Genomic DNA, 20,335 nt, shown 5'->3' with positions numbered 1-20,335 from the left:
AAAAAAGCCCCGTATAACGTGAAAAAGCAACGTAACACAAGGCTGATTTTGACGGGGAAGTCTTAAGAATTAAGAGTCGCGCGTTTGAAATAATGCTTGGAGAATTCGAGAAAAACGTTCATGTTGGTAAGCAAAGAAGCTTTGGCTTGGCTGTACATGAATGGCATTTAAGATTTTGATGCTATCCAGATCTGAATCAATGGCTTTGGTATTTTGTTTTTGCTTACTGAGTTCTTTTTCAATCAATGAAACATGGTGAGCATTTTTACCCAGTGTAATAGTGGTTTTGCTTGTTGCTTTGTCTTTATTTTCAATGACATTTGCATAGCTGCTTGTTGCGCCTAAACTTAGACACAAGCCTAAAACTACACCATGAAAATATGCCATAAAATAAAACTCCAAAAAATTAAAGCGGCTTTTTTGTTATTCCCAGCGTATTTAAATAACGCTACCACTATTTTATTAGTTGCTACTATAACGTACATTCACATAAAAGAAAGCGTATTTATTTTACAAAATACCCATCTGGTTTATGACGATATACTTAGAATCCTACATAATGGCTGTTTTAACAAAGAAATAGACTTCTTTTGTAAGCCCGTTTTATTTTCTTGTGCCTCATTGAAATAGATTTCAATTTTGCTCAAAGAGAGATAAATAAAAAAGGGGGTAACCATGATGAAAGCGATCTAGGTCATCAGAATGAATAGTCAATAGTTACATGCTAGTAGTATAGAAGGAAAACCTGAAAGCTTAGAATAAAACATTATAAATGTTTGATATTTCAAATTTATTAATAATAAGTATAGTGATCTAAAAATATTTTGAGAATAAAAAATGCGCAAACTGATTAAAGCAGGTGTAGTGACACTGCTCATGGCAACAAGTTCATGGGTTTATGCAGATAAAACCTTCCTCAATGTGTCTTATGACCCAACCCGAGAGTTCTATCAGGAATATAATCAAGTTTTTGGCCAGTATTGGCTAAAACACACAGGGGAGAAAGTTGAGTTTAAACAGTCGCATGGGGGTTCAGGTAAGCAGGCTCGCGCAGTTGCTTCGGGATTGCCAGCCGATGTGGTGACGTTGGCACTTGCCAATGATATCGATGAAATTGCCAACGCAGGCTATATCCGTAAAGACTGGCAGCAACAATTTCCACAGCATTCAGCGCCATACACGTCAACCGTGGTGTTTTTGGTGCATAAGGGCAACCCAAAACAGATTCATGATTGGAAAGATTTGACCAAGCCTGGTGTGGAAATTATTACGCCAAATCCCAAAACTGGCGGTGCGCCGCGCTGGATTTATTTGGCGGCATGGGGCTATGCACTTAAGCAGCCGGGTGGCAATGATGCCAAAGCTCGCGAACTGGTCTCTAAGCTGTATCACAATGTTAAAGTGCTTGACTCTGGGGCGCGTGGTTCACTGACGACATTTGCTGAGCGCGGTATTGGTGATGTGTTATTGACTTGGGAAAATGAAGCTTTGCTGGCACAGAATACCTTAGGAAAAGGTGAGTATCAGATTATCTATCCTTCGGTTTCAATTTTAGCTGAACCTTCTGTCGCAATTGTCGATAAAACAGTTGATAAAGACGGCAATCGTTTATTGGCAAAAGGCTATTTAAACTTTTTATATTCCCCACAAGGGCAGGCACTGGCAGCCAAATATAATTTCCGCCCGCGCAATGCCCAGGTTGCACAAAAATACGCGTATAAATTCCCGAAAATCAAATTATTCACCATTGATCAAGTCTTTGGTGGCTGGGCAAAAGCGCAAAAAATCCATTTTGCCAATGGCGGTGTTTTTGACCAGATTTATGCCAAACCTTAAACAATTTGCCTCAGGTCGCTCGGGCGACGCATTGATTTGCTGATTTTTTTAACAAAAAACGGAAATAACTATCGCAAAATAATATTTCCGTACAAAAAGCCGTTTGGAACTTGCATGAAACATGGAGATAATGTGCAATTACATTTTTAATTCTCGATTTCCGTTCGTATGTCACATATTTCTGTATTACTCCATGAAACTATAGATGCGTTGTTAGCAGATCGTCATACAGGAATTTATGTCGATGCAACTTTTGGGCGTGGTGGACACAGCCGCTTATTATTATCAAAACTCGATGCCAATAGTCGTGTATATGCCTTCGACAAAGACCCGCAAGCTTTGGCTGTGGCTGCTGAACTAGAACAACAAGACCCTCGTTTTAAAATTATTCATGCCAGTTTCGCCGATATTCAGCAAGAACTGAACGCATTGGGTCTGCATGAAGTCGATGGCATCATGGCAGACTTAGGTGTTTCATCCCCTCAGCTTGACCAAGCCGAGCGCGGTTTTAGCTTTATGCACGATGGCCCATTGGACATGCGCATGGACAATTCAAAGGGACAGACCGCCAGTGAATGGTTAATGCAAATTGAAGAAGAAGCCTTAGCCAATATTATTTTTAAATATGGCGAAGAGCGTTATAGCCGCCGAATTGCCCGCGCCATTAAACAGGCCGGGGAAATTCGTACAACGGCACAGCTTGCTGAGATTGTCAAAGTTGCCCATCCAAAATGGGAAAAAAACAAGCATGCTGCTACGCGTACTTTCCAAGCCATTCGTATTGCGATTAATAAAGAACTCGATGATATTGAACAGTTTCTACCACAAGCGGTTGATTTGCTGTCAGTACATGGGCGTTTGGCGGTGATCAGTTTCCATTCGTTAGAAGACCGTCTGATCAAGCAATTTATTCAAAAAGAGTCTACTCTGGCAGAAGATCATGGCTGGGGCTTGCCGCAACAGCGAGTTGATACGCGTCGTCTGAAAAAAATCTCACGCATTCGCGCCAGTGAACAAGAAGTAAAAAGTAACCCACGCTCACGTAGTGCATGGTTACGTGTGGCTGAACGACTAGACAAATAAAGGCACACCATGAATATAGAGGTTGTTGAAGAAAAACCAGCCAAGGATCGAGTTGTATTGAAAAAAGGGCTGACCTATTTGGTTTTGGTCTGCCTGATTTTTATCAGTGCGGTTATGGTGGTATTTGAAGTATACGAATATCGGTATGATTATCGTCAATTGAGTAGTTTGCTACGTGCAGAAGATGATTTAAATGCCGAATGGGGACGATTGCTGATCGAACAGCAAACTTTTGGGGCAACTGCCCAGATCGGGACACGTGCCGTGACCCAGCTTCGTATGTACTCACCACCACCTTCGGATACCGTGGTGATTTCTCTTCCTTCAACCGCGCAAAAAAAGTAAGGTCAGTTCAATGACTGAAAAACGAATGAATTTAAAACGTAAAACCAAGCTTTCAGTGACTGAAAAGAGCGAAATTACCTTTGATCAATGGCGCTTTTATTTGCTCTGGGGCATTGTTTTACTGTGTTTTTTAATATTGGTATTTCGTGCATTTTATGTGCAAATTATTAATAAGGACTTCCTGCAAAATAAAGCCAATGCGCTGATTTTACGTGATGAAACCATTAGGCCGATGCGCGGCATTATTAGTGACCGTAATGGTGTGCCGTTAGCGATTAGCACCCCGATCATGAAAGTGGTGATGGATCCACGTGATTATTTTGAAAACAAAAAACTCTATGATGAGATGACTGCCCCGCTTAAACCTGGCGAGCGTCGCAAACCAAAACAAAAACTGCCTGATAAAGACTTCGATCTCGATGAACTGGCAAATATTGTGGGCGTGGATGCTGACTGGCTGAAGAAGCAAATGCAGGCACATCCTCATTCACGTTACTTGGTGTTAAAAACTGAAGTACCGCCGCCACAGGCAGACTTTATTCTGGAACATAATTTTCAGGGCGTGTATACCGAAAAATCCTACAAGCGTTTTTACCCGCAACCTCAGCCAAATGCCCAAATTATTGGCTTGACCAATAATGATGGTAAAGGGGTGGAAGGTCTGGAAATGAAGCTGAATAAAAAATTGACGGGTGTCAACGGCTTGCAGATCAACATTCGGGATAAGTACGGTAACCGTGTCAAAGACCCAGAAGTGGTGAAACCGGTACAGGCAGGAGAAAACTTTACCTTAAGTATCGACTCGCGCTTGCAATACATCATGTACCGTGAATTGACTGCTGCGGGAATTGCCAATAATGCACGTTCAGCAACTGCAATTGCGGTCGATGTCAAAACGGGTGAAATTTTGGCGATGAGCAGTTGGCCATCGTACAACCCAAATGATAAAACCAGTTTAAATAATAAAGATGCGATGCGTAACCGTGGTGCAGTCGACATGTTTGAACCGGGTTCAACCATGAAGCCATTTACCATTTCTGCGGCATTGGAAAGTGGTAAATATACAGAAAATACGATTATTAATACCTCGCCAGGTTCCATGCGGATTGGTAATCATATTATTCATGACACCCATAACTATGGTGCATTGACTTTGGCAGGGGTGATTATTAAATCTTCCAACGTCGGTGCAGCAACCATTGCACTGTCTTTACCAACGCCAACCATTCCAACCTTCTTTAAACGTGTGGGTTTTGGGCAACGTTCCGCAGTACATTTTCCAGGAGAAAGTCCGGGACTGATCTTGCCATCTAAATATTGGAACATGTCTGAAATTGGTACGATGGCGTATGGTTATGGTCTGAATGCTACGGTATTACAGTTGGTGCAAGGCTATGCCATGCTAGCCAACCACGGCGTGGAAGTACCCTTAACCTTGTATAAACTGAATAAACCAGTTCAAGGTAAACAAGTGCTTGATCCAAAAATCGCCGATAAGGTCGTGCTGATGATGGAACAGGTCACCCAGCCAGGTGGTACAGCCACACAGGCACAAGTTCCAGGTTATCGCGTAGCAGGAAAAACGGGAACGGCACATAAACTCAATGCTGACCGACGTGGTTATTCAAAAAATGAATACCGTGCCTTGTTTGCAGGGCTTGCCCCTGTGAGTAATCCACGTATTGCCATGGTTGTTGTGGTGGAAAACCCACAAGGTACTTATTATGGTGGTACGGTATCTGCACCTGTATTTTCACGCATTATGCAAGAGTTTTTGCGCTTACTGGATGTGCCACTGGATAGACCCTTACAAGCCCCTAAAATTCAATAATTGGTGAGTTCATGTCGATTACTTTGCAGCAGATTTATCCTGTTGAGTCTATTCAAACTTGGATGACTCAGCCCTTTCAAGGGTTTTGTTTAGACAGCCGTCATGTTGAAGCAGGGCAGATTTTTATTGCGCTGACCAGTTACTCTCAGCCTGAAAAAACCTTGCACTTTGCTCAGGCAGCATTGCAGCACGGTGCGATTGGAATTATCGCCGAGCAGCCATTGCCACTTGAGAACTGTCTGGTTTGCCCAGATGTGCGTCAGCGCATGGGAATATGGCAAAAAGCCTATTTGCAAGCGACAGCAGCAACAGCACCCTTGCATATTTTGGCGGTCACGGGTACCAATGGTAAAACCACCATTTCACGTTTGATTGCTGAATTGATTAGCTCACAACATCAACGCTGTGCGGTCATGGGAACTACAGGTAACGGTATTTTACCTAACTTGGAGCCATCCACTCACACCACTGTGGATGCGCTTTATTTACAGGATTTATTGCATAGCTACGCTGAGCAAGGTGCAAGCTTTGCTTCGCTCGAAGCCAGTTCACATGGTTTAGAGCAAGGTCGTTTAAATGGCTGTGAGATTGAAATTGCGGTATATAGTAATTTAAGTCGTGATCATCTGGATTATCATAAAACGCTAGAAGCGTATGCTGAAGCAAAATCCCAGTTATTTGCATTTACCTCATTAAAATATGCTGTGATTAATCTGGATGATGCTTATGCTGACGTGATGCTGAATGCTGCACGTCATAATCCAGCACAACCAAAAATTTTCACCTATGCAATCCAGCAAGCTGCTGATTTTTATGTCTCAGATTTGAGCTTTAGCTTGCAAGGTGCGCGTTTTACTTTACATAGTCCGATCGGGCAGTTTGCAGTGAACAGTCCATTACTTGGACAGTTCAATGTTGAAAACTTATTGGCAAGTTTGATTGCAGCCTATGCGGCGGGGTTTGATTTATCGGCATTGGTCGCGACTGTCCCACAATTGCAAGGCGCACCAGGTCGTATGCAGGTCTTGCGCGATCAGCAGCGCTTGTTTGTTGTAGATTATGCGCATACCCCAGATGCTCTGATTCAGGTTTTGACCAGCTTGCAACGTCATGTTGAGCATCGCTTATGGGCAGTGTTTGGCTGTGGCGGCGACCGTGATCGTGGCAAGCGCCCACTCATGGTTCAAGCTGCATTGGAACATGCCAATCCTGTGCTGTTGACTACAGACAATCCACGCACCGAAAATCCTGAACAAATTTTTGCCGATATGAAGCAAGGCATCAATTTTGCTCAGCATGAGGTGCATGAAATTCATGACCGCCGCGAAGCGATTAAATTTGTTGTGCAGCAGGCACAGGCAGGTGATATTGTGGTCATCGCAGGTAAAGGACATGAAAATTATCAGGAAATCGATGGCGTTCGTCATTGGTTTGATGATGTGGTAGAAGTAAAAGCGGCTATCGATCATCAGCACGGAATGCTTACCGCGTATTCAGCTTTGGAAAATTAACGCACATGCATACATCGACCACCAGCACTGTTCCCTTGATGCCTTGGACAGCGGCTGAACTTCAACAGGCGACACAAGGTTATTGGTATCAAGATCAACAGCCAGAGCAAGTGATTAAGCGGATTTTGACCGATTCACGACATGCCGAAGCGGGTGATGCCTTTTTGGCACTCAAAGGTGAGCGTTTTGATGCCCACGATTTTGTTCAAAATGTTGCAGCGCAAGGCTGTCAGGTTGTTATTGTAGAACACCCGATTGAGCAGCTCGATATTGCCCAATTGGTGGTTGCTGATACCCGCTTGGCTTTGGGGCATCTAGGGCAATTTCGCCGGCAACAATTTCCAGACCTGAAAGTACTGGCGTTAACAGGCAGCAGTGGTAAAACCACCACCAAAGAAATGCTGGGCAGTATTTTATCTCGCTTGGCTCCGACTCTCATTACTCGTGGTAACCTCAATAATGACTTGGGCGTACCGATGATGTTACTGGAGCTACGTCCTGAGCATCAGTATGCCGTAATGGAACTGGGCGCGAGCCATGTGGGTGAGATTGACTATACCTCAAACTTGGTTCAGCCACAGGTAGCAGGCATTTTAAATATTGGTACTGCGCATTTGGGTGAGTTTGGTGGGCGTGAAAAAATCTGCCAAACCAAATCAGAAATTTATCGCCATATTGCTCTTGAAGGTACATCAATTGTTCCAGCAGCAGATGACTTTACTACACAAATTAACGCGGCTGTCCAAACGGCAAAACGTTTAAGTTTTGGTGAAGGCGGTGATGTTTTTGCTGAGCAAATTCAATTGCACCCACAATCTGCCAGTTTTGTATTGCATACGCCACAAGGTTCGGCACAGATCGCATTGCCTTTTGCGGGATTACACAATGTGCAGAATGCTCTGGCAGCATGTGCTTTTGCACTGGCAATCGGGATTTCTCTTGATGATGTGGTACAGGGATTGCAGCAGGCAAAAGGTGCGAAAGGCCGCTTGAATTTTATTTCACATCAGCAATATGTGTTGATTGATGATACTTATAATGCAAATCCAACGTCGATGCGTGCTGCGGCTGAGGTCTTGACCCAGCAACAGGGTATTAAAGTCATGGTGATGGGGGATATCGGTGAGCTGGGCGACAGTAGTCGTGATGAACACTTTGCCTTAGGTCATGATTTGGCTCAGTTGCCATTAGATTATGTGCTTGCTGTGGGTGAATTCGCCAATGCAACAGTAGCAGGCGCAGCAGCAGAGCATTGCCATGCATTTGAAACGCAGGCACAAGCGCTGAAATTTTTAATTAATCTTGTAGAAAAACATCAACCTCAGACCATGAGTTTCCTGTTTAAAGGTTCTCGTTATACCCATATGGAGACGTTGATGGCTGATTTGATGGAGAAGCTTTAAATGCTGTTATGGTTATTTGAACATTTGGCAGGATTCGACAGTTCCTTCAAAGTTGTTCGTTATTTGACACTACGGGCTTTGCTCAGCGTATTGACTTCCTTGCTGATCGGGCTATTTTTGGGTCCTGTCATGATCCGAAAATTACGCGCCTTAAAATATGGTCAGGCAGTCAGCTCGTTTGCTCCTGAAAACCATGCCAAGAAAATGGGTACACCGACCATGGGTGGGGTTTTAATTCTGATGTCGATTGGGATTAGTACCTTGCTCTGGGCAGATTTGTCCAACCCTTATGTCTGGATTGTACTTGGTGTCATGGTGATTTTTGGGGCTGTCGGTTGGGCAGATGACTGGATTAAAATCCGTTATAAAGACAATGCAGGTTTGCCTGCACGCAAGAAGTTCTTCTGGACATCGGTCGCGTCTTTAGGTGCGGGGATTGCGTTGTATGTGATCGCGATTAATCAGCATAACCCATTGTATACACACAATATGCTGGACTTGCTAATTCCATTTTTCAAAAATCTCAGCATTCCATTCTCAGTGATTCCTCTTGGACTTGCCTTTATTGCCTTTACTTATTTGGTGATTAATGGGGCATCCAATGCGGTTAACCTGACTGATGGTCTGGATGGTCTGGCGATCATGCCTGTGGTATTGGTTGCTGCTGGGCTGGGAGTATTTGCCTATTTGTCAGGGGATACCCGTTTTGCCAATTATTTGCATATTCCTTATATCAAATATTCATCTGAACTGATTGTGATCTGTTCTGCCATGGTTGGATCAGGTCTGGCTTTCCTTTGGTACAACGCGCATCCTGCTCAAGTATTTATGGGCGATGTGGGCGCGCTGGCACTCGGTGCAATGCTCGGTACAATTGCCGTGATGGTTCGTCAGGAAATTGTATTTGCGATTATGGGCGGTGTTTTTGTCATGGAAGCCATTTCGGTATTCCTGCAAATTGGTTCTCTGCGGATGCGCAACAAACGTGTCTTCTTGATGGCACCGTTGCATCATCACTATGAAAAGCAGGGCTGGAAAGAAACTCAGGTGGTAATTCGTTTCTGGATCATTACGATTATTCTAGTGGTTTTAGGCTTAATGACGTTAAAATTGCGTTAATCCCTAATCCATAGCAAAAAAGCTGGCTTCGGTCAGCTTTTTTATTTTGCAGAAAATCGGAGTGAAAACCATGCAATTGCTGATGTGTCCTGTCTGCCGAGATTCATTAACGCTAGATGCACGAACTTGGCGCTGTCCACAGGGGCATAGTTTTGACTTGGCAAAACAAGGCTATGTCAATTTGCATGTGGTGCAGCATAAGCATAGTAAACAGCCAGGAGATACGCCTGAAGCGGTTGATGCACGCCGAGCTTTTTTATCGGCAGGATTTTATGCACCCTTACGTCAAGCTGTTGAGCATGTATTGCAGCGTTATCAGCCGAAAACACTACTGGATATTGGCTGTGGTGAAGGCTATTACACCAGTGCCATGCAAGCCCATGTGGAACAATGTGTTGGTGTTGATATTGCCAAAAGCGCTGTGCAGCGTGCAGCCAAACTTAATCAAGACGTGACTTGGGTCGTCGGGACAGGTGCAGTTTTACCTGTTTTAGATCAGTCGATTGATTTGTGTAGTAGCCTATTTAGCCCTATTCCACAGCAGGAAATTTTACGTGTCTTAAAAGAGGATGGCTTGTGTCTAGTGGTCACGCCTGCACCTCGGCATTTATATGATTTGCGAGTTGCATTATTTGAACAGGTGAATTTGCATGAGCCTGAAAAATTTGTGGCACAGCTCAGTGAAAAATTTGAACTGATTGACGCGCCTGTAGTTGAAGCTGAGCTCAACTTACAACAGCAAGACATCATTAATTTATTGGCAATGACGCCATATGCCTACAAAGCTAAACTTGAAAAGCGCCAAGCTTTAGAGCAACGAGATAGCTTGCAGGTCACTGCATGTTTTCAACTTTACCTCTTTAAAAAGAAAGCCGTCATTTGACGGCTTTCTTTCCTTAGTCCACTTTATTAATCAGTTGTTCTAAGGAATCTGGGCTAGATTTTTTTGCTGCCGCAGTAGGTTGTGCATTATTCATTTTGGGTGGTGATTTTTCTGATGGAATCAGGATTTCTTCACCTGGTAGATCTGAAAAATCTTCAACATCCTGCTTTTTGCTGACTGGTTTGGTCACAGGTGCAGGATGATACATTGGTCGAGCCAAGGGTGGTGCAATGCGGTTTTCATTACGACCAGTTCGTTCAACTGAAAGCTGTCCATGAGAAATCGGTGCTTTGGCATTTTTATCCAAAGTGACCCATGCAGGCGGTGTCCCTTCGAGTGAGCGACTCATGAAGTTAATCCAGACAGGTAACGCTGCAACACCACCGTATTCTAGGCGTCCCAATGTGGTCGGCTGATCAAACCCAACCCATGCAATCGCTACCAGTTTGCTATTAAAGCCTGCAAACCATGCATCTTTGGCATCATTTGTGGTTCCTGTTTTACCACCCAAATCATCACGTCCAATTTTTAATGCTGCTCGCCCTGTACCATGCTGAATTACATCGCGCAAAATATTGGCCATATCATAAGCTGAACTGGATTTGATAATACGCTGTGCTTGGCGGAATTCACTGTTGCTGGCATCTGTTTGTTTGATTTGTACCTGAGGCTGTTGTTTAAAAGCTTCATCGTCAGGCGTGGCTGCTTGTTCAGAGGCAGCTGTATCATCGTTATTATTGCCATTAATGCAGGAAATACATGCATATTCTGGGTTGGCTTTGTAAATGGTTTTGCCATAAGCATCTTCAATATGCTCAATAAAATAAGGCTCAACCCGAAAACCACCATTGGCAAAAGTGGCATAACCTGTTGCCATTTGTATAGGTAAAACCTGTGGTGTTCCCAGAGCAATGGTAAAGTTATTTGGAATTTGATTTTCCTGTAATCCAAAATCCATTAACAACTGACGAGCTCGATCCACGCCAACACTTTGTAATAAGCGAACAGAGACGGTATTACGAGAAAGATATAAAGCACGACGTAAAGGAATCATGCCCAAATAGCGGCCATCAGAGTTCTTCGGCGACCATTTGCCAATCGTAATTGGACTATCATCTACCATCGTATAAGGTGTCATCCCCCGCTCTAATGCCAGTGCATAAATAAATGGCTTAATAGTTGAACCTGGCTGACGCCAACCTTGGATTGCACGGTTAAATGTTGACTGGGCATAGCTATAACCACCTACAACAGCTTCGATGGCACCATTATTCGGGTTTAATGCAATTAATTGCCCTTGAGCTTTTGGAATTTGAACCAAAGACCAGACTGTTTTATTGTCATTTGGACGTAAGCGTACAATATCATCGGGTTTAACAATTTGAGATGCATGGGTTGGTGCTGCACCCACACTGTTGGCATTGCGATAAGGACGCGCCCATGACATCCCTGACCAAGGCACTGTTACGATGGAACCATCTTTTAATTCGGCTTCAAAACTGTTGCTGTCGACTTTAATGACTTTGGCTGGGTAATTGTTAGCGTAAGTAAAGAATTTTGCTAAGGATACGCCATGTGCTTCAGCACCGCGCCAGCCATGACGGCGATCATAGGCTTCTAAGCCTTCTTGTACCGACTGTTCTGCATATGCCTGACGTTTGCTATCAATCGTGGTGTAAATTTTAAAGCCAGAATCAACGGCTTTTTCCCCGAATTTTGCGACAATTTCGGCGCGAACCATCTCGCCAATATATGGAAAGCGGGTTAGCACACCGCGATCTGGCATATTCAAGTTTAAAGGTTCTTCAATTGATTTTTGATACTCTGCCTGATTGATATAACCGAGTTGGCGCATACGCCCTAAAATCCAGTTACGACGTTCAAGTGCGCGCTCAGGATTGGCCACTGGATTATATTTAGAAGGCGCTTTAGGCAGACCTGCAATCATTGCCATTTGAGCAGTGCTGAGCTGATTAATATTTTTGTTATAGTAAATTTTAGCTGCGGCAGCGATCCCGTAAGCATTTTTCCCTAAAAAGATCTTATTGACATAAAGTGTCAAAATTTCTGGTTTAGTTAGATTCTGTTCAATCTTGCGTGCCAGAAAAATCTCGGTGAGTTTACGCTTTAAAGTACGTTCAGGTGAAAGATAATAATTTTTCGCCACCTGCATGGTAATGGTCGAACCACCTGTTTGTGTATCTGAACCCGTTAAGCTTTCACTGACCGCTCGCCCCAAGCCTTTAAAGCTAATGCCACTATGTTCAAAAAATGAAGAATCTTCTGCTGCCAGAAAAGCCTGAATAAAATGGGGGGGAATCTGCTTATACTCAACAGGTACAGATAATTTTCCACCATATTCTGCAATCAGCTGATTGTCTGCTGTGTAAATTTGAATAGGTTTTAAAAGAGGTGCTTTTTTTAGACTGCTCATTTCGGGTAAGGAAGGGGCAATGTATAAATACATGCCATAAAAGCCCATTGGAATAAGAAGAATAATGATCAGTAAAAACAGAAAAATTGGATGAATTCGACCTGAACAAGATAGATTTTTCATAACAAGTAATATTTAATATGGAAAATGGGCGATCGGAGCTTGAGTATAGCTGAAGCCCAGTATAGCCGAGAAGAACCTTGTTCAGGGTATTATATGCGTCATTATGGCGACGAAATGCATTACACGACAAGGTATTATGCTATCCTAAATAAAAAATAACAGGAATAAACATCGTGCTAAGGTTATATCGTAAACCTAAAAAGGGGTTAATAGGGGTTGATATTAGTTCGACTTCTGTAAAAATGCTGGAGCTTTCTGTTAAGCATGGGCGTTATTGTGTAGAAAGCTACGCGCTTGTACCTTTACCAGAAGGAGCCGTTGTTGAAAAAAATATTATTAATCCAGAAGCCGTTGCCGAAGCTTTAGAGAAGGCGATCGAAGCAGCAAATCCATCGACCGTTAATGCCGCTTTTGCAATTCCTACTTCAAGCGTTATTCATAAAATCATCGAAATGGATGAGGATATGAGTGATGATGAGCGAGAAATTCAAATTCGAATGGATGCTGAACAGTACATCCCGTTTCCACTTGATGATGTGAGTTTGGATTTTGAAGTTTTACCAGAACCTGTGTCCAAAGCAAATCGTATCAATGTACTTCTTGTCGCAACGCGTACAGAAAACGTGGAAGCTCGCAATGAAGCCCTGATTTATGCAGGCTTAACCGCAAAAGTTGCAGATGTTGAAAGTTATGCAATGGAACGTGCATTGGGAATGTTTGCCGATACTTTACCGCTTGGTACACGTGTTATTGCTATTTTGGATATTGGTCACTCCATGACCACCTTGTCTGTCATTCATGACGGTAAAAATGTTTATACTCGTGAACATGTGTTTGGAGGCAAGCAACTTACCAAAGAAATTCAAAGTCGTTATGGCTTGTCTTATGCAGAAGCAGGACGGGCAAAAAAAGAACGTAACTTACCTGATGATTTTGAAGCCGAAGTGTTATTACCTTTTATGGACAGCATTTCTCAACAGGCACAACGCTCTTTACAGTTATTTTTCTCATCTTCACAGTTTAATGATGTTGATCATATTTTGTTGGCAGGTGGTACAGCAAATCTACCTGGTCTGGCAAAAATATTACAACAACATTTGGGTTATCGAGTCACTGTAGCGAATCCATTTTTACAAATGGGTTTTTCTCCGAAAATTAATATTAAAAAAATTGAAGATGATGCTTCCTCTCTTCTGGTTGCTTGTGGCTTAGCGTTAAGGAGTTTTGATTAATGTCAAAAATAAACTTACTACCTTGGCGTGATGAGCTACGGGAACAGCGCAAAAAAACTTTTATTTTCATTTCCATTCTTGTTGCGATCTTGGGTGGCTTTTTAGTTTTTGCAACATGGGTATATTTTGATCAAAAGCAAAGTGATCAAGAAAGTTCAAACCAGCTGATTACTTCAAGTAATCAACAGCTTGATCAAAAATTAAAATCACTCGACGGTTTACAAAAGCAAACGCAAGCCATTGTTGAGCGCATGAAACTGATTCAGAATTTACAAGCACAGCGCCCAATAACAGTCCGTTTAATTGACCAGTTAGTACGCACAGTGCCTAGTAATATGTATCTGACCAAATTTGAACGGGTTGGTGATCATTTTACTATTGAAGGTAAAGCTGAAAGCCCAAATGTTGTGGCTGATTTTATGCGAAACCTAGGTGGGTCAGCATGGTTTCGAAATGTGTTTATGAAGTCATTTGATGCAGCGACAGACAATAAATCGAACCCAACACAAAGTTCAGTCGTGCCACGCGTTGAAGCTGGATATGGCAACTTTGTTGTGACTGCTGATTTGGGTCAGATTGCACAAGCAGCAGAAGATCAAATAGCTTCAGAACCTCAAACAACGAAAGGGGCTGCGAAATGAGTCAAGAACAATTAGATGAATCAACAGGAAATGCAGTCAAGCCAGCAAAAAACAAAATGACACTGGATCGTTTTGTAAAGCAGTTTAACTCTCTGGATGCCTCTAATTATGGTGGATGGCCTGTTTCAGTTAAAATTACCTGCTGGATTTTTATTTTCCTTATTGTTTGTATTGTTGGATACTTTGTACTGATCAGCTCTAAAATCGATGCTATTACGACAGCTCAGGCTCAAGAAGCGAATTTGCTGAATGAATACAGAGAAAAAGATTCAAAATTACGTAACTTGCAGCTTTATCAGAAACAGCTGGTAAAAATGCAGGCTGATTTTAATCAGCAACTACAGCAATTACCTAAAGAATCTGAAATTCCCGGGTTAGTTGAAGATATTAACGTGACTGGTGTCACTGCAGGATTGAAATTTAAAAATATCTCTCTTGAACCTGAAGTCAAGCAACAGTTCTTTATGGAACAACCAATCTCAATTCAGGCAACGGGTGATTATCATTTATTCGGTCAATTTGCCAGTGCAATTGCTGCGTTACCGCGTATTGTGACCCTACATGACTTTTCAATTGTTGCGGGGCAGGATGACAATAAAAAATCAGATATTCCAGTTGTCAATTATACATTGCATGCTAAAACCTATCGTTATCTTGGTGTAGAAGAGCAGACATCTGCTTCTGAACCTAAAGCAGCTAAAGCAGGAGCGACAAAATAATGAATAAGTATTTTATTATTGCTTTGTTGCCAGTTTTTCTGGTGGTGGGTTGTAGTTCTCGTATTGATGTTGTCAATGAGGAAATGGCGAAAATTCGGAGTGAACCGCCAGCACCGATTAAACCTGCACCAGTTTTTGAACCTGTGCCACAGTTTGAGTATGCAGCACAAAACTTACGCAGCCCATTCTTACCTCAGTCTTTGTATACTGAGTTGAAAATTATGGCGGGCAAGCGAGTTTATCCAGATTTCTCACGTCAACCACAACCTTTGGAAAGTTTTGCATTAGAGTCAATTACGTTTAAAGGTAGTATGCGTAATGCGAATGGGCAAATTTTGGGGTTGATTCAAACTCCAGATAAACAGGTTGAACAAGTGCATGTTGGAAGCTACATGGGGCTCAATCAAGGGCGTATTACTAAAATTACGCCAACTCAGATTGACTTGATTGAGATTGTTTCAGATGGTCGAGATGGTTATATTGAACGACCACGTAGTCTTGTACTCATCGGACCTGCAGCATAATTTGGGGAATAATAATATGAAAAAATCTGTAAAAAAATTTGGGGATACGCAACGAATGAAGCCATTTATTCATCAATTTGCTTTAGGTACTGTAGCAATGGCAATGGTTCAGATTGCAAATGCTGCTGTTGCAATTACGAATGTTGTGCCTTTGCAAATTCCTGGACAGGGTACTGAAATTCGTGTCATGTTTAATGGCTTGCCACCACAACCACAAGCTTATCAGGTTGATCAGCCATCACGTTTGATTCTGGACTTTGATAAAGTAACACAAACGCTCAAGCAAAGTTCAATTCCTGTTTCAACGACTGAGGCAAGTTCTGTAGATTTGGTAGCAGATGCGCAGCGTGCTCGCCTGACTGTTAATCTCAAAAAAGCAGGTGCATTTACCACGCGTGTAGAAGGTAATACTTTTATTTTAAAAATTAATAATGCTTCTACACCACAATTAGAAAATATTGCTCCAGCCATCATTCCACCTTCTCAAGGTGTGAGTAATGTTGACTTTCATCGAGGCAATAAAGGTGAAGGGCAAGTTGTGATTGATTTGTCGAATCCAAATACGCCTGTCGATGTGAAACAACAAGGCAGTAAAATTGTTGTGCGTTTTCTTGGTAATAAAATTCCGACAGGATTGGCTCGTCGCTTAAATGTGAATGATTTTTCAACGCCAGTATCCTCTGTAGATGCTTTTAATGAAGGGCGCAATGGGGTCATTAATATTCAGGCAAATGGTAGCTTTGATTATATGGCATATCAAACCGATAACCGTTTAATTATTAGTGTCGCTAAAAAAGAAACGACAACAGTAAATGCCCAGCCTCACCTAGGTCATACATACACTGGCAAAAAGATTTCTTTGGATTTCCAAGATATTGAAGTGCGCCGAGTTTTACAGTTACTGGCTGATTTTACTGGCGTGAATATTGTGGCTTCGGATAGTGTTCAGGGTAATATTACTTTACGCCTTAAGGATGTTCCTTGGGATCAGGCTCTCGACATTATTATGAAATCCAAGAACTTAGATAAACGTAGAAATGGTAATGTGATTTGGGTTGCTCCTGTTCCAGAGCTACTTAAATCAGAAGAAGATGCCGCTAAGGCATATGCTCAGTCTGTTAAACTTGAGCCATTACAGACTGAAACCATGCAGTTGAATTATGTGAAAGCTGAAAATATCCAAACTATAAGTGCAGGTATGCGTTCTTTATTAAGCAGTCGTGGTTCAATTGTGACAGATTCTCGCACAAATACTGTGATTATTAATGATACTGCTGAGAAGATTGAACAACTTAGAGGTCTTGTGAAACAAATAGACATACCAGTGAAGCAAGTCATGATCGAAGCACGTATTGTCCGTGCAACAACAACTTTCTCTAAGTCAATTGGGGTAAAATGGGGCTTCTTCTCCGACGGTAGTACTACTGTCGCCAGTAATACAAGTAATCTTTATACGCTGCACAATAATAAATATGCAGGTACCAATGATAAAATTACGAATAACTTAAACGTAGACTTGGGCGCATCTAGTTCAAGTACAGGTTCTAGTCCTGCAAGTATTGCTTTTGGTTTAATTAATACTGCTGATAGCTTACTGACTTTAGAGCTTTCTGCATTACAGGCGGATGGTCAGGGTGAAGTGATTTCAACACCAAAAGTCATGACAGGTGATAAGCAGGAAGCGATTATTAAGTCTGGTACGAAAATTCCATATTCAACAACCAGCTCCAACTCTGGAACCACCACAACTTTTCAGGATGCTAATCTTGAGTTAAATGTCACCCCAAGTATTACCCCAGATGGTAATGTTCAAATGAAGTTGAAGATTACCAAGGATACAGTAGGGTCATTAACAAGTGCGGGTTATGTAATTGATACCAATGCTTTGCAAACCAATGTCTTGGTGAATAATGGTGAAACTGTAGTGCTTGGTGGTATTTATGAAGATACTCATCAAAATGATGTCAATAAAGTTCCGTTCTTGGGTGACTTGCCTTGGATAGGTAATATATTTAAGACGAAGACCACGAGTGATAGCAAGAATGAGTTACTGATTTTTATTACACCACGAATTGTAGATGACACTGTTTCTAGAAATCATTAATATAAAATTATTGCTGTAATTGAGAAGGTGGCTCCTTGCCAAACAAAGCATTCAATACCCTGCCAAATATTTACTTGGTAGGGCCCATGGGGGCTGGAAAGACGACTGTTGGTCGACATCTTGCAGAACTGTTAGGTCGTGAGTTTGTCGATAGTGATCACGAAATTGAGCGAAAAACAGGTGCTTCGATTCCTTGGATTTTTGAAAAAGAAGGTGAACTGGGTTTTCGTCAGCGAGAACAGTTGGTCATTGATGAATTGACCAGACGTTCTAATTTGGTGCTCGCAACAGGCGGTGGAGTTGTTACTCAATTGCCAAATCGCAATGCCTTGCATCAACGAGGCATTGTGGTTTATTTATTTGCACCTGTAGAAGTACAGTTGCAACGAACCTACCGTGATAAAAACCGTCCTTTGTTACAAGTCGAAAACCCCGAAAAACGCCTGCAAGATTTACTGACTTTGCGCGATCCTTTGTATCGGGAAATTGCACACTATGTGATTGATACTCATCAGGGAGGCGCTCGGGAACTGGCGCAAAAAATCCTGAAGGATATTGCTGTAAATTATTCAATTTAAATATTTTCTGGTTTTAATATGCAAACGTTATATGTCGAATTGGGTGATCGTCGTTACCCGATCTATATTGGTAGTCAACTTGACCCTGAGCAGTTACTAGCACCTTATGTTTTGGGTAAGCAAGTCATGATTGTCTCAAATGATACGGTTGCGCCTCTATATTTGCAGCATTATGAGCAAGCATTACACAATTTAGGTAAAACGGTTGCACATTGTATTTTGCCAGACGGCGAGCAGTATAAAAATATTGAGCATCTTAATCTGATTTTTGATGCGTTATTGTCATCTGGTTTTAACCGCGATTGTACTGTACTTGCATTGGGTGGTGGTGTCATTGGTGATATGGCGGGTTTTGCAGCCGCCAGTTTCCAACGTGGTGTGTATTTTATACAAGTGCCAACTACCTTACTTTCTCAGGTGGACTCAAGTGTTGGTGGAAAAACAGGGATTAATCATCCATTAGGTAAGAACATGATTGGGGCATTTAAGCAGCCACAAGTTGTCCTTGCTGATATGGCGCAGCTCAAAACATTACCACCACGCGAATTATCTGCGGGTTTGGCAGAAGTGATTAAATATGCACTTTTGGGTGATGTTGAATTTTTGATATGGCTTGAACAGCATATTGATGCACTTGTTGAAGGAGATGAAACTTTACTTGCTGAAGCGGTTTATCGCTCTTGTACCCATAAAGCACGTATTGTTGCCAATGATGAAAAAGAGCAAGGTGAGCGTGCATTACTTAATCTGGGTCATACATTTGGTCATGCGATTGAATCTTATCTGGGTTATGGTGTTTGGTTGCATGGCGAGGCCGTTGCAACGGGGATGGTCATGGCTGCGGATTTATCGTGGCGTTTAGGCTGGCTTTCTGAAGCAGATGTTACGCGCACAAAAAATATTATTCAGCGTGCCAAGTTACCGATAAAATGCCCTGCAATTCCACTCGATGAATTTTTATCATTTATGTCACATGATAAAAAAGTTTTGAATGGACAGTTGCGTTTAGTATTAATGCGTCAATTGGGGCAGGCAATCATTACTAAAGACTTTGATGTCGAGTTAATGCAGCAGGCAATTTTGGCAAATCAGGAAAAGGCATAAGCATGTTAGAACAGCACCCTGCAGATACAACCATAATACGTCGAATTTTATTGATCGGTGGGGGAGTCTGCTTGGTGGTTGCTGGTGCTTGTTTATTTTTAATCAATATACAGCCATTAAAACAAGCTTCTACTACACCTGTTGAAGAAGATGTTCAGCCGCAGTTTCAGGCTGAAAAATTATCTGCAATTCCAAATTTGGGCGTGATGGTCAATGAAGTGCGTCCATTGCAACAAACGACACGTGTAGTTGCTTCTGGTCAGCATAGTGCTGAATTTCGTGGTACACATTTTCTTCAGGAAAATCTAAACAATTATAGTCTGGAACTTTTTGTAACTAGTAAAGAGGAAATCATTCTAGATTTTCTAGACAAACGACCAGATCGTAATAAATTTACTTATTTGCGTTTGGCTGCTGAGCATCAACCCGAGCGCTATGTTTTGCTTTATGGTGTCTATACTGGAGAGGCTGATGCTGAGCAGCAGTTACAGTCGTTAAATTTAGGTTTACCTAAATCGATTCACCCAAAAATAGTGCAATTTAAAGATTATACTGACTGGGTAAATGATATGGGAGCAGAAGAGCTGTCAAATCAGAAGCTCTATTCCATCCAGTTAGAGCCAGCAGTGATACCTCCACCTGCGATTGTGCCTAAAGCCAAGTCGGCATCTGTTGTTGCGCCTGTTTCCCATGCTTTGCAAACGACAATTACCCGTCATGATCGGGATGGGAATGTGGTGAGTGTGACCCAGTCAGCAGGTTTAGAGGCTTCAGTACCACGTTAAAAATTCAAAATGCTATATTTTGGTGCAACTTAAAAAAAACTAACTGTGTGAAAAAAGTTCTAAAATAAGGCAAAAAATAA

At 42.1% G+C, this 20,335-nt stretch carries 18 protein-coding genes; 16 read left to right on the top strand and 2 right to left on the bottom strand.

Annotated elements, in window-relative coordinates; translation table 11 throughout:
• Nucleotides 1-69: 69 nt before the first annotated feature.
• On the bottom strand, nt 70-387 hold the full coding sequence (locus F975_RS14315) for a hypothetical protein (protein ID WP_004754574.1): 318 nt from the start codon (nt 385-387) through the stop codon (nt 70-72).
• A 450-nt stretch (nt 388-837) separates the two neighbouring features.
• Between F975_RS14315 and F975_RS14310 the strand changes: the two genes are divergently transcribed.
• The 8 genes from F975_RS14310 to F975_RS14275 all read left to right on the top strand — a co-directional run bounded on the left by F975_RS14310 (nt 838) and on the right by F975_RS14275 (nt 10,011).
• The gene (locus F975_RS14310; RefSeq protein ID WP_004754571.1) at nt 838-1,836 is read left to right on the top strand and encodes a sulfate ABC transporter substrate-binding protein; all 999 of its coding nucleotides are present in this window, start codon (nt 838-840) and stop codon (nt 1,834-1,836) included.
• A 168-nt stretch (nt 1,837-2,004) separates the two neighbouring features.
• A complete protein-coding gene (gene rsmH / locus F975_RS14305; protein ID WP_004754570.1) occupies nt 2,005-2,919 on the top strand; it encodes a 16S rRNA (cytosine(1402)-N(4))-methyltransferase RsmH in 915 nt (304 codons plus the stop codon).
• 9 nt (nt 2,920-2,928) lie between these two features.
• Nucleotides 2,929-3,264, top strand: a complete 336-nt coding sequence (ftsL, locus tag F975_RS14300) for a cell division protein FtsL (protein ID WP_004754568.1) — start codon at nt 2,929-2,931, stop codon at nt 3,262-3,264.
• 10 nt (nt 3,265-3,274) lie between these two features.
• Nucleotides 3,275-5,095: a penicillin-binding protein PBP3 gene (gene ftsI, locus F975_RS14295; RefSeq protein ID WP_004754566.1), complete on the top strand. Its 1,821-nt coding sequence runs from the start codon at nt 3,275-3,277 to the stop codon at nt 5,093-5,095.
• An 11-nt stretch (nt 5,096-5,106) separates the two neighbouring features.
• Entirely contained in the window at nt 5,107-6,606 is a 1,500-nt protein-coding gene (locus F975_RS14290) for a UDP-N-acetylmuramoyl-L-alanyl-D-glutamate--2,6-diaminopimelate ligase (protein ID WP_004754564.1), read from the top strand.
• 5 nt (nt 6,607-6,611) lie between these two features.
• Nucleotides 6,612-8,009, top strand: coding sequence for a UDP-N-acetylmuramoyl-tripeptide--D-alanyl-D-alanine ligase (locus tag F975_RS14285; RefSeq protein ID WP_004754563.1), 1,398 nt, complete (start codon nt 6,612-6,614; stop codon nt 8,007-8,009).
• Entirely contained in the window at nt 8,010-9,128 is a 1,119-nt protein-coding gene (gene mraY, locus F975_RS14280) for a phospho-N-acetylmuramoyl-pentapeptide-transferase (protein WP_004754562.1), read from the top strand. It abuts the gene before it with no gap.
• Between the two features lie 70 nt (nt 9,129-9,198).
• Nucleotides 9,199-10,011, top strand: coding sequence for a methyltransferase (locus F975_RS14275; protein WP_004754560.1), 813 nt, complete (start codon nt 9,199-9,201; stop codon nt 10,009-10,011).
• Nucleotides 10,012-10,024: 13 nt separating this feature from the next.
• On the opposite strand, the gene F975_RS14270 is transcribed toward F975_RS14275, so the two are convergent.
• Complete coding sequence (locus tag F975_RS14270; protein ID WP_004754558.1) at nt 10,025-12,568, bottom strand: penicillin-binding protein 1A; 2,544 nt, start codon at nt 12,566-12,568, stop codon at nt 10,025-10,027.
• Nucleotides 12,569-12,741: 173 nt separating this feature from the next.
• Here F975_RS14270 and F975_RS14265 point away from each other — a divergent pair, with 173 nt between their 5' ends.
• Genes F975_RS14265 through F975_RS14230 form a run of 8 tightly spaced genes read left to right on the top strand, consistent with a single transcriptional unit; the run spans nt 12,742 to nt 20,255 of the window.
• Nucleotides 12,742-13,800, top strand: coding sequence for a pilus assembly protein PilM (locus tag F975_RS14265; protein WP_004754556.1), 1,059 nt, complete (start codon nt 12,742-12,744; stop codon nt 13,798-13,800).
• Nucleotides 13,800-14,441 carry a PilN domain-containing protein gene (locus F975_RS14260; RefSeq protein ID WP_004754554.1) on the top strand — a complete coding sequence of 214 codons (642 nt, stop codon included), beginning with the start codon at nt 13,800-13,802 and terminating at the stop codon, nt 14,439-14,441. Before F975_RS14265 ends, F975_RS14260 begins: the two co-directional genes overlap by 1 nt.
• Nucleotides 14,438-15,160, top strand: a complete 723-nt coding sequence (locus F975_RS14255) for a type IV pilus inner membrane component PilO (RefSeq protein WP_004754553.1) — start codon at nt 14,438-14,440, stop codon at nt 15,158-15,160. The genes F975_RS14260 and F975_RS14255 overlap by 4 nt, the downstream gene beginning before the upstream one ends.
• Nucleotides 15,160-15,684 carry a pilus assembly protein PilP gene (locus F975_RS14250; RefSeq protein ID WP_004754550.1) on the top strand — a complete coding sequence of 175 codons (525 nt, stop codon included), beginning with the start codon at nt 15,160-15,162 and terminating at the stop codon, nt 15,682-15,684. The genes F975_RS14255 and F975_RS14250 overlap by 1 nt, the downstream gene beginning before the upstream one ends.
• 16 nt (nt 15,685-15,700) lie before the next feature.
• On the top strand, nt 15,701-17,788 hold the full coding sequence (locus F975_RS14245) for a type IV pilus secretin PilQ (RefSeq protein ID WP_004754548.1): 2,088 nt from the start codon (nt 15,701-15,703) through the stop codon (nt 17,786-17,788).
• Nucleotides 17,789-17,823: 35 nt separating this feature from the next.
• On the top strand, nt 17,824-18,366 hold the full coding sequence (gene aroK / locus F975_RS16060) for a shikimate kinase AroK (RefSeq protein ID WP_004754546.1): 543 nt from the start codon (nt 17,824-17,826) through the stop codon (nt 18,364-18,366).
• 18 nt (nt 18,367-18,384) lie between these two features.
• Entirely contained in the window at nt 18,385-19,470 is a 1,086-nt protein-coding gene (gene aroB / locus F975_RS14235) for a 3-dehydroquinate synthase (RefSeq protein ID WP_004754544.1), read from the top strand.
• Nucleotides 19,471-19,472: 2 nt separating this feature from the next.
• Entirely contained in the window at nt 19,473-20,255 is a 783-nt protein-coding gene (locus F975_RS14230) for a hypothetical protein (RefSeq protein WP_004754542.1), read from the top strand.
• Nucleotides 20,256-20,335: the final 80 nt, after the last annotated feature.

The sequence above is a fragment of the Acinetobacter brisouisimilis genome (assembly GCF_000368265.1).
GTDB lineage: Bacteria > Pseudomonadota > Gammaproteobacteria > Pseudomonadales > Moraxellaceae > Acinetobacter.
This window is presented reverse-complemented; position numbering and strand designations above follow the sequence as displayed.

Excerpts from the sequence above, each read along its gene's own strand:
- F975_RS14255 (WP_004754553.1), top strand. The coding sequence starts at position 14,438 with ATGAGTCAAGAACAATTAGATGAATCAACAGGAAATGCAGTCAAGCCA.
- F975_RS14230 (WP_004754542.1), top strand. The coding sequence starts at position 19,473 with ATGTTAGAACAGCACCCTGCAGATACAACCATAATACGTCGAATTTTA.
- F975_RS14310 (WP_004754571.1), top strand. The coding sequence starts at position 838 with ATGCGCAAACTGATTAAAGCAGGTGTAGTGACACTGCTCATGGCAACA.
- F975_RS14285 (WP_004754563.1), top strand. The coding sequence starts at position 6,612 with ATGCATACATCGACCACCAGCACTGTTCCCTTGATGCCTTGGACAGCG.
- F975_RS14290 (WP_004754564.1), top strand. The coding sequence starts at position 5,107 with ATGTCGATTACTTTGCAGCAGATTTATCCTGTTGAGTCTATTCAAACT.
- F975_RS14275 (WP_004754560.1), top strand. The coding sequence starts at position 9,199 with ATGCAATTGCTGATGTGTCCTGTCTGCCGAGATTCATTAACGCTAGAT.
- F975_RS14315 (WP_004754574.1), bottom strand. The coding sequence starts at position 387 with ATGGCATATTTTCATGGTGTAGTTTTAGGCTTGTGTCTAAGTTTAGGC.
- F975_RS14260 (WP_004754554.1), top strand. The coding sequence starts at position 13,800 with ATGTCAAAAATAAACTTACTACCTTGGCGTGATGAGCTACGGGAACAG.
- aroB (WP_004754544.1), top strand. The coding sequence starts at position 18,385 with ATGCAAACGTTATATGTCGAATTGGGTGATCGTCGTTACCCGATCTAT.
- F975_RS14270 (WP_004754558.1), bottom strand. The coding sequence starts at position 12,568 with ATGAAAAATCTATCTTGTTCAGGTCGAATTCATCCAATTTTTCTGTTT.
- F975_RS14250 (WP_004754550.1), top strand. The coding sequence starts at position 15,160 with ATGAATAAGTATTTTATTATTGCTTTGTTGCCAGTTTTTCTGGTGGTG.
- ftsI (WP_004754566.1), top strand. The coding sequence starts at position 3,275 with ATGACTGAAAAACGAATGAATTTAAAACGTAAAACCAAGCTTTCAGTG.
- mraY (WP_004754562.1), top strand. The coding sequence starts at position 8,010 with ATGCTGTTATGGTTATTTGAACATTTGGCAGGATTCGACAGTTCCTTC.
- F975_RS14245 (WP_004754548.1), top strand. The coding sequence starts at position 15,701 with ATGAAAAAATCTGTAAAAAAATTTGGGGATACGCAACGAATGAAGCCA.
- rsmH (WP_004754570.1), top strand. The coding sequence starts at position 2,005 with ATGTCACATATTTCTGTATTACTCCATGAAACTATAGATGCGTTGTTA.
- ftsL (WP_004754568.1), top strand. The coding sequence starts at position 2,929 with ATGAATATAGAGGTTGTTGAAGAAAAACCAGCCAAGGATCGAGTTGTA.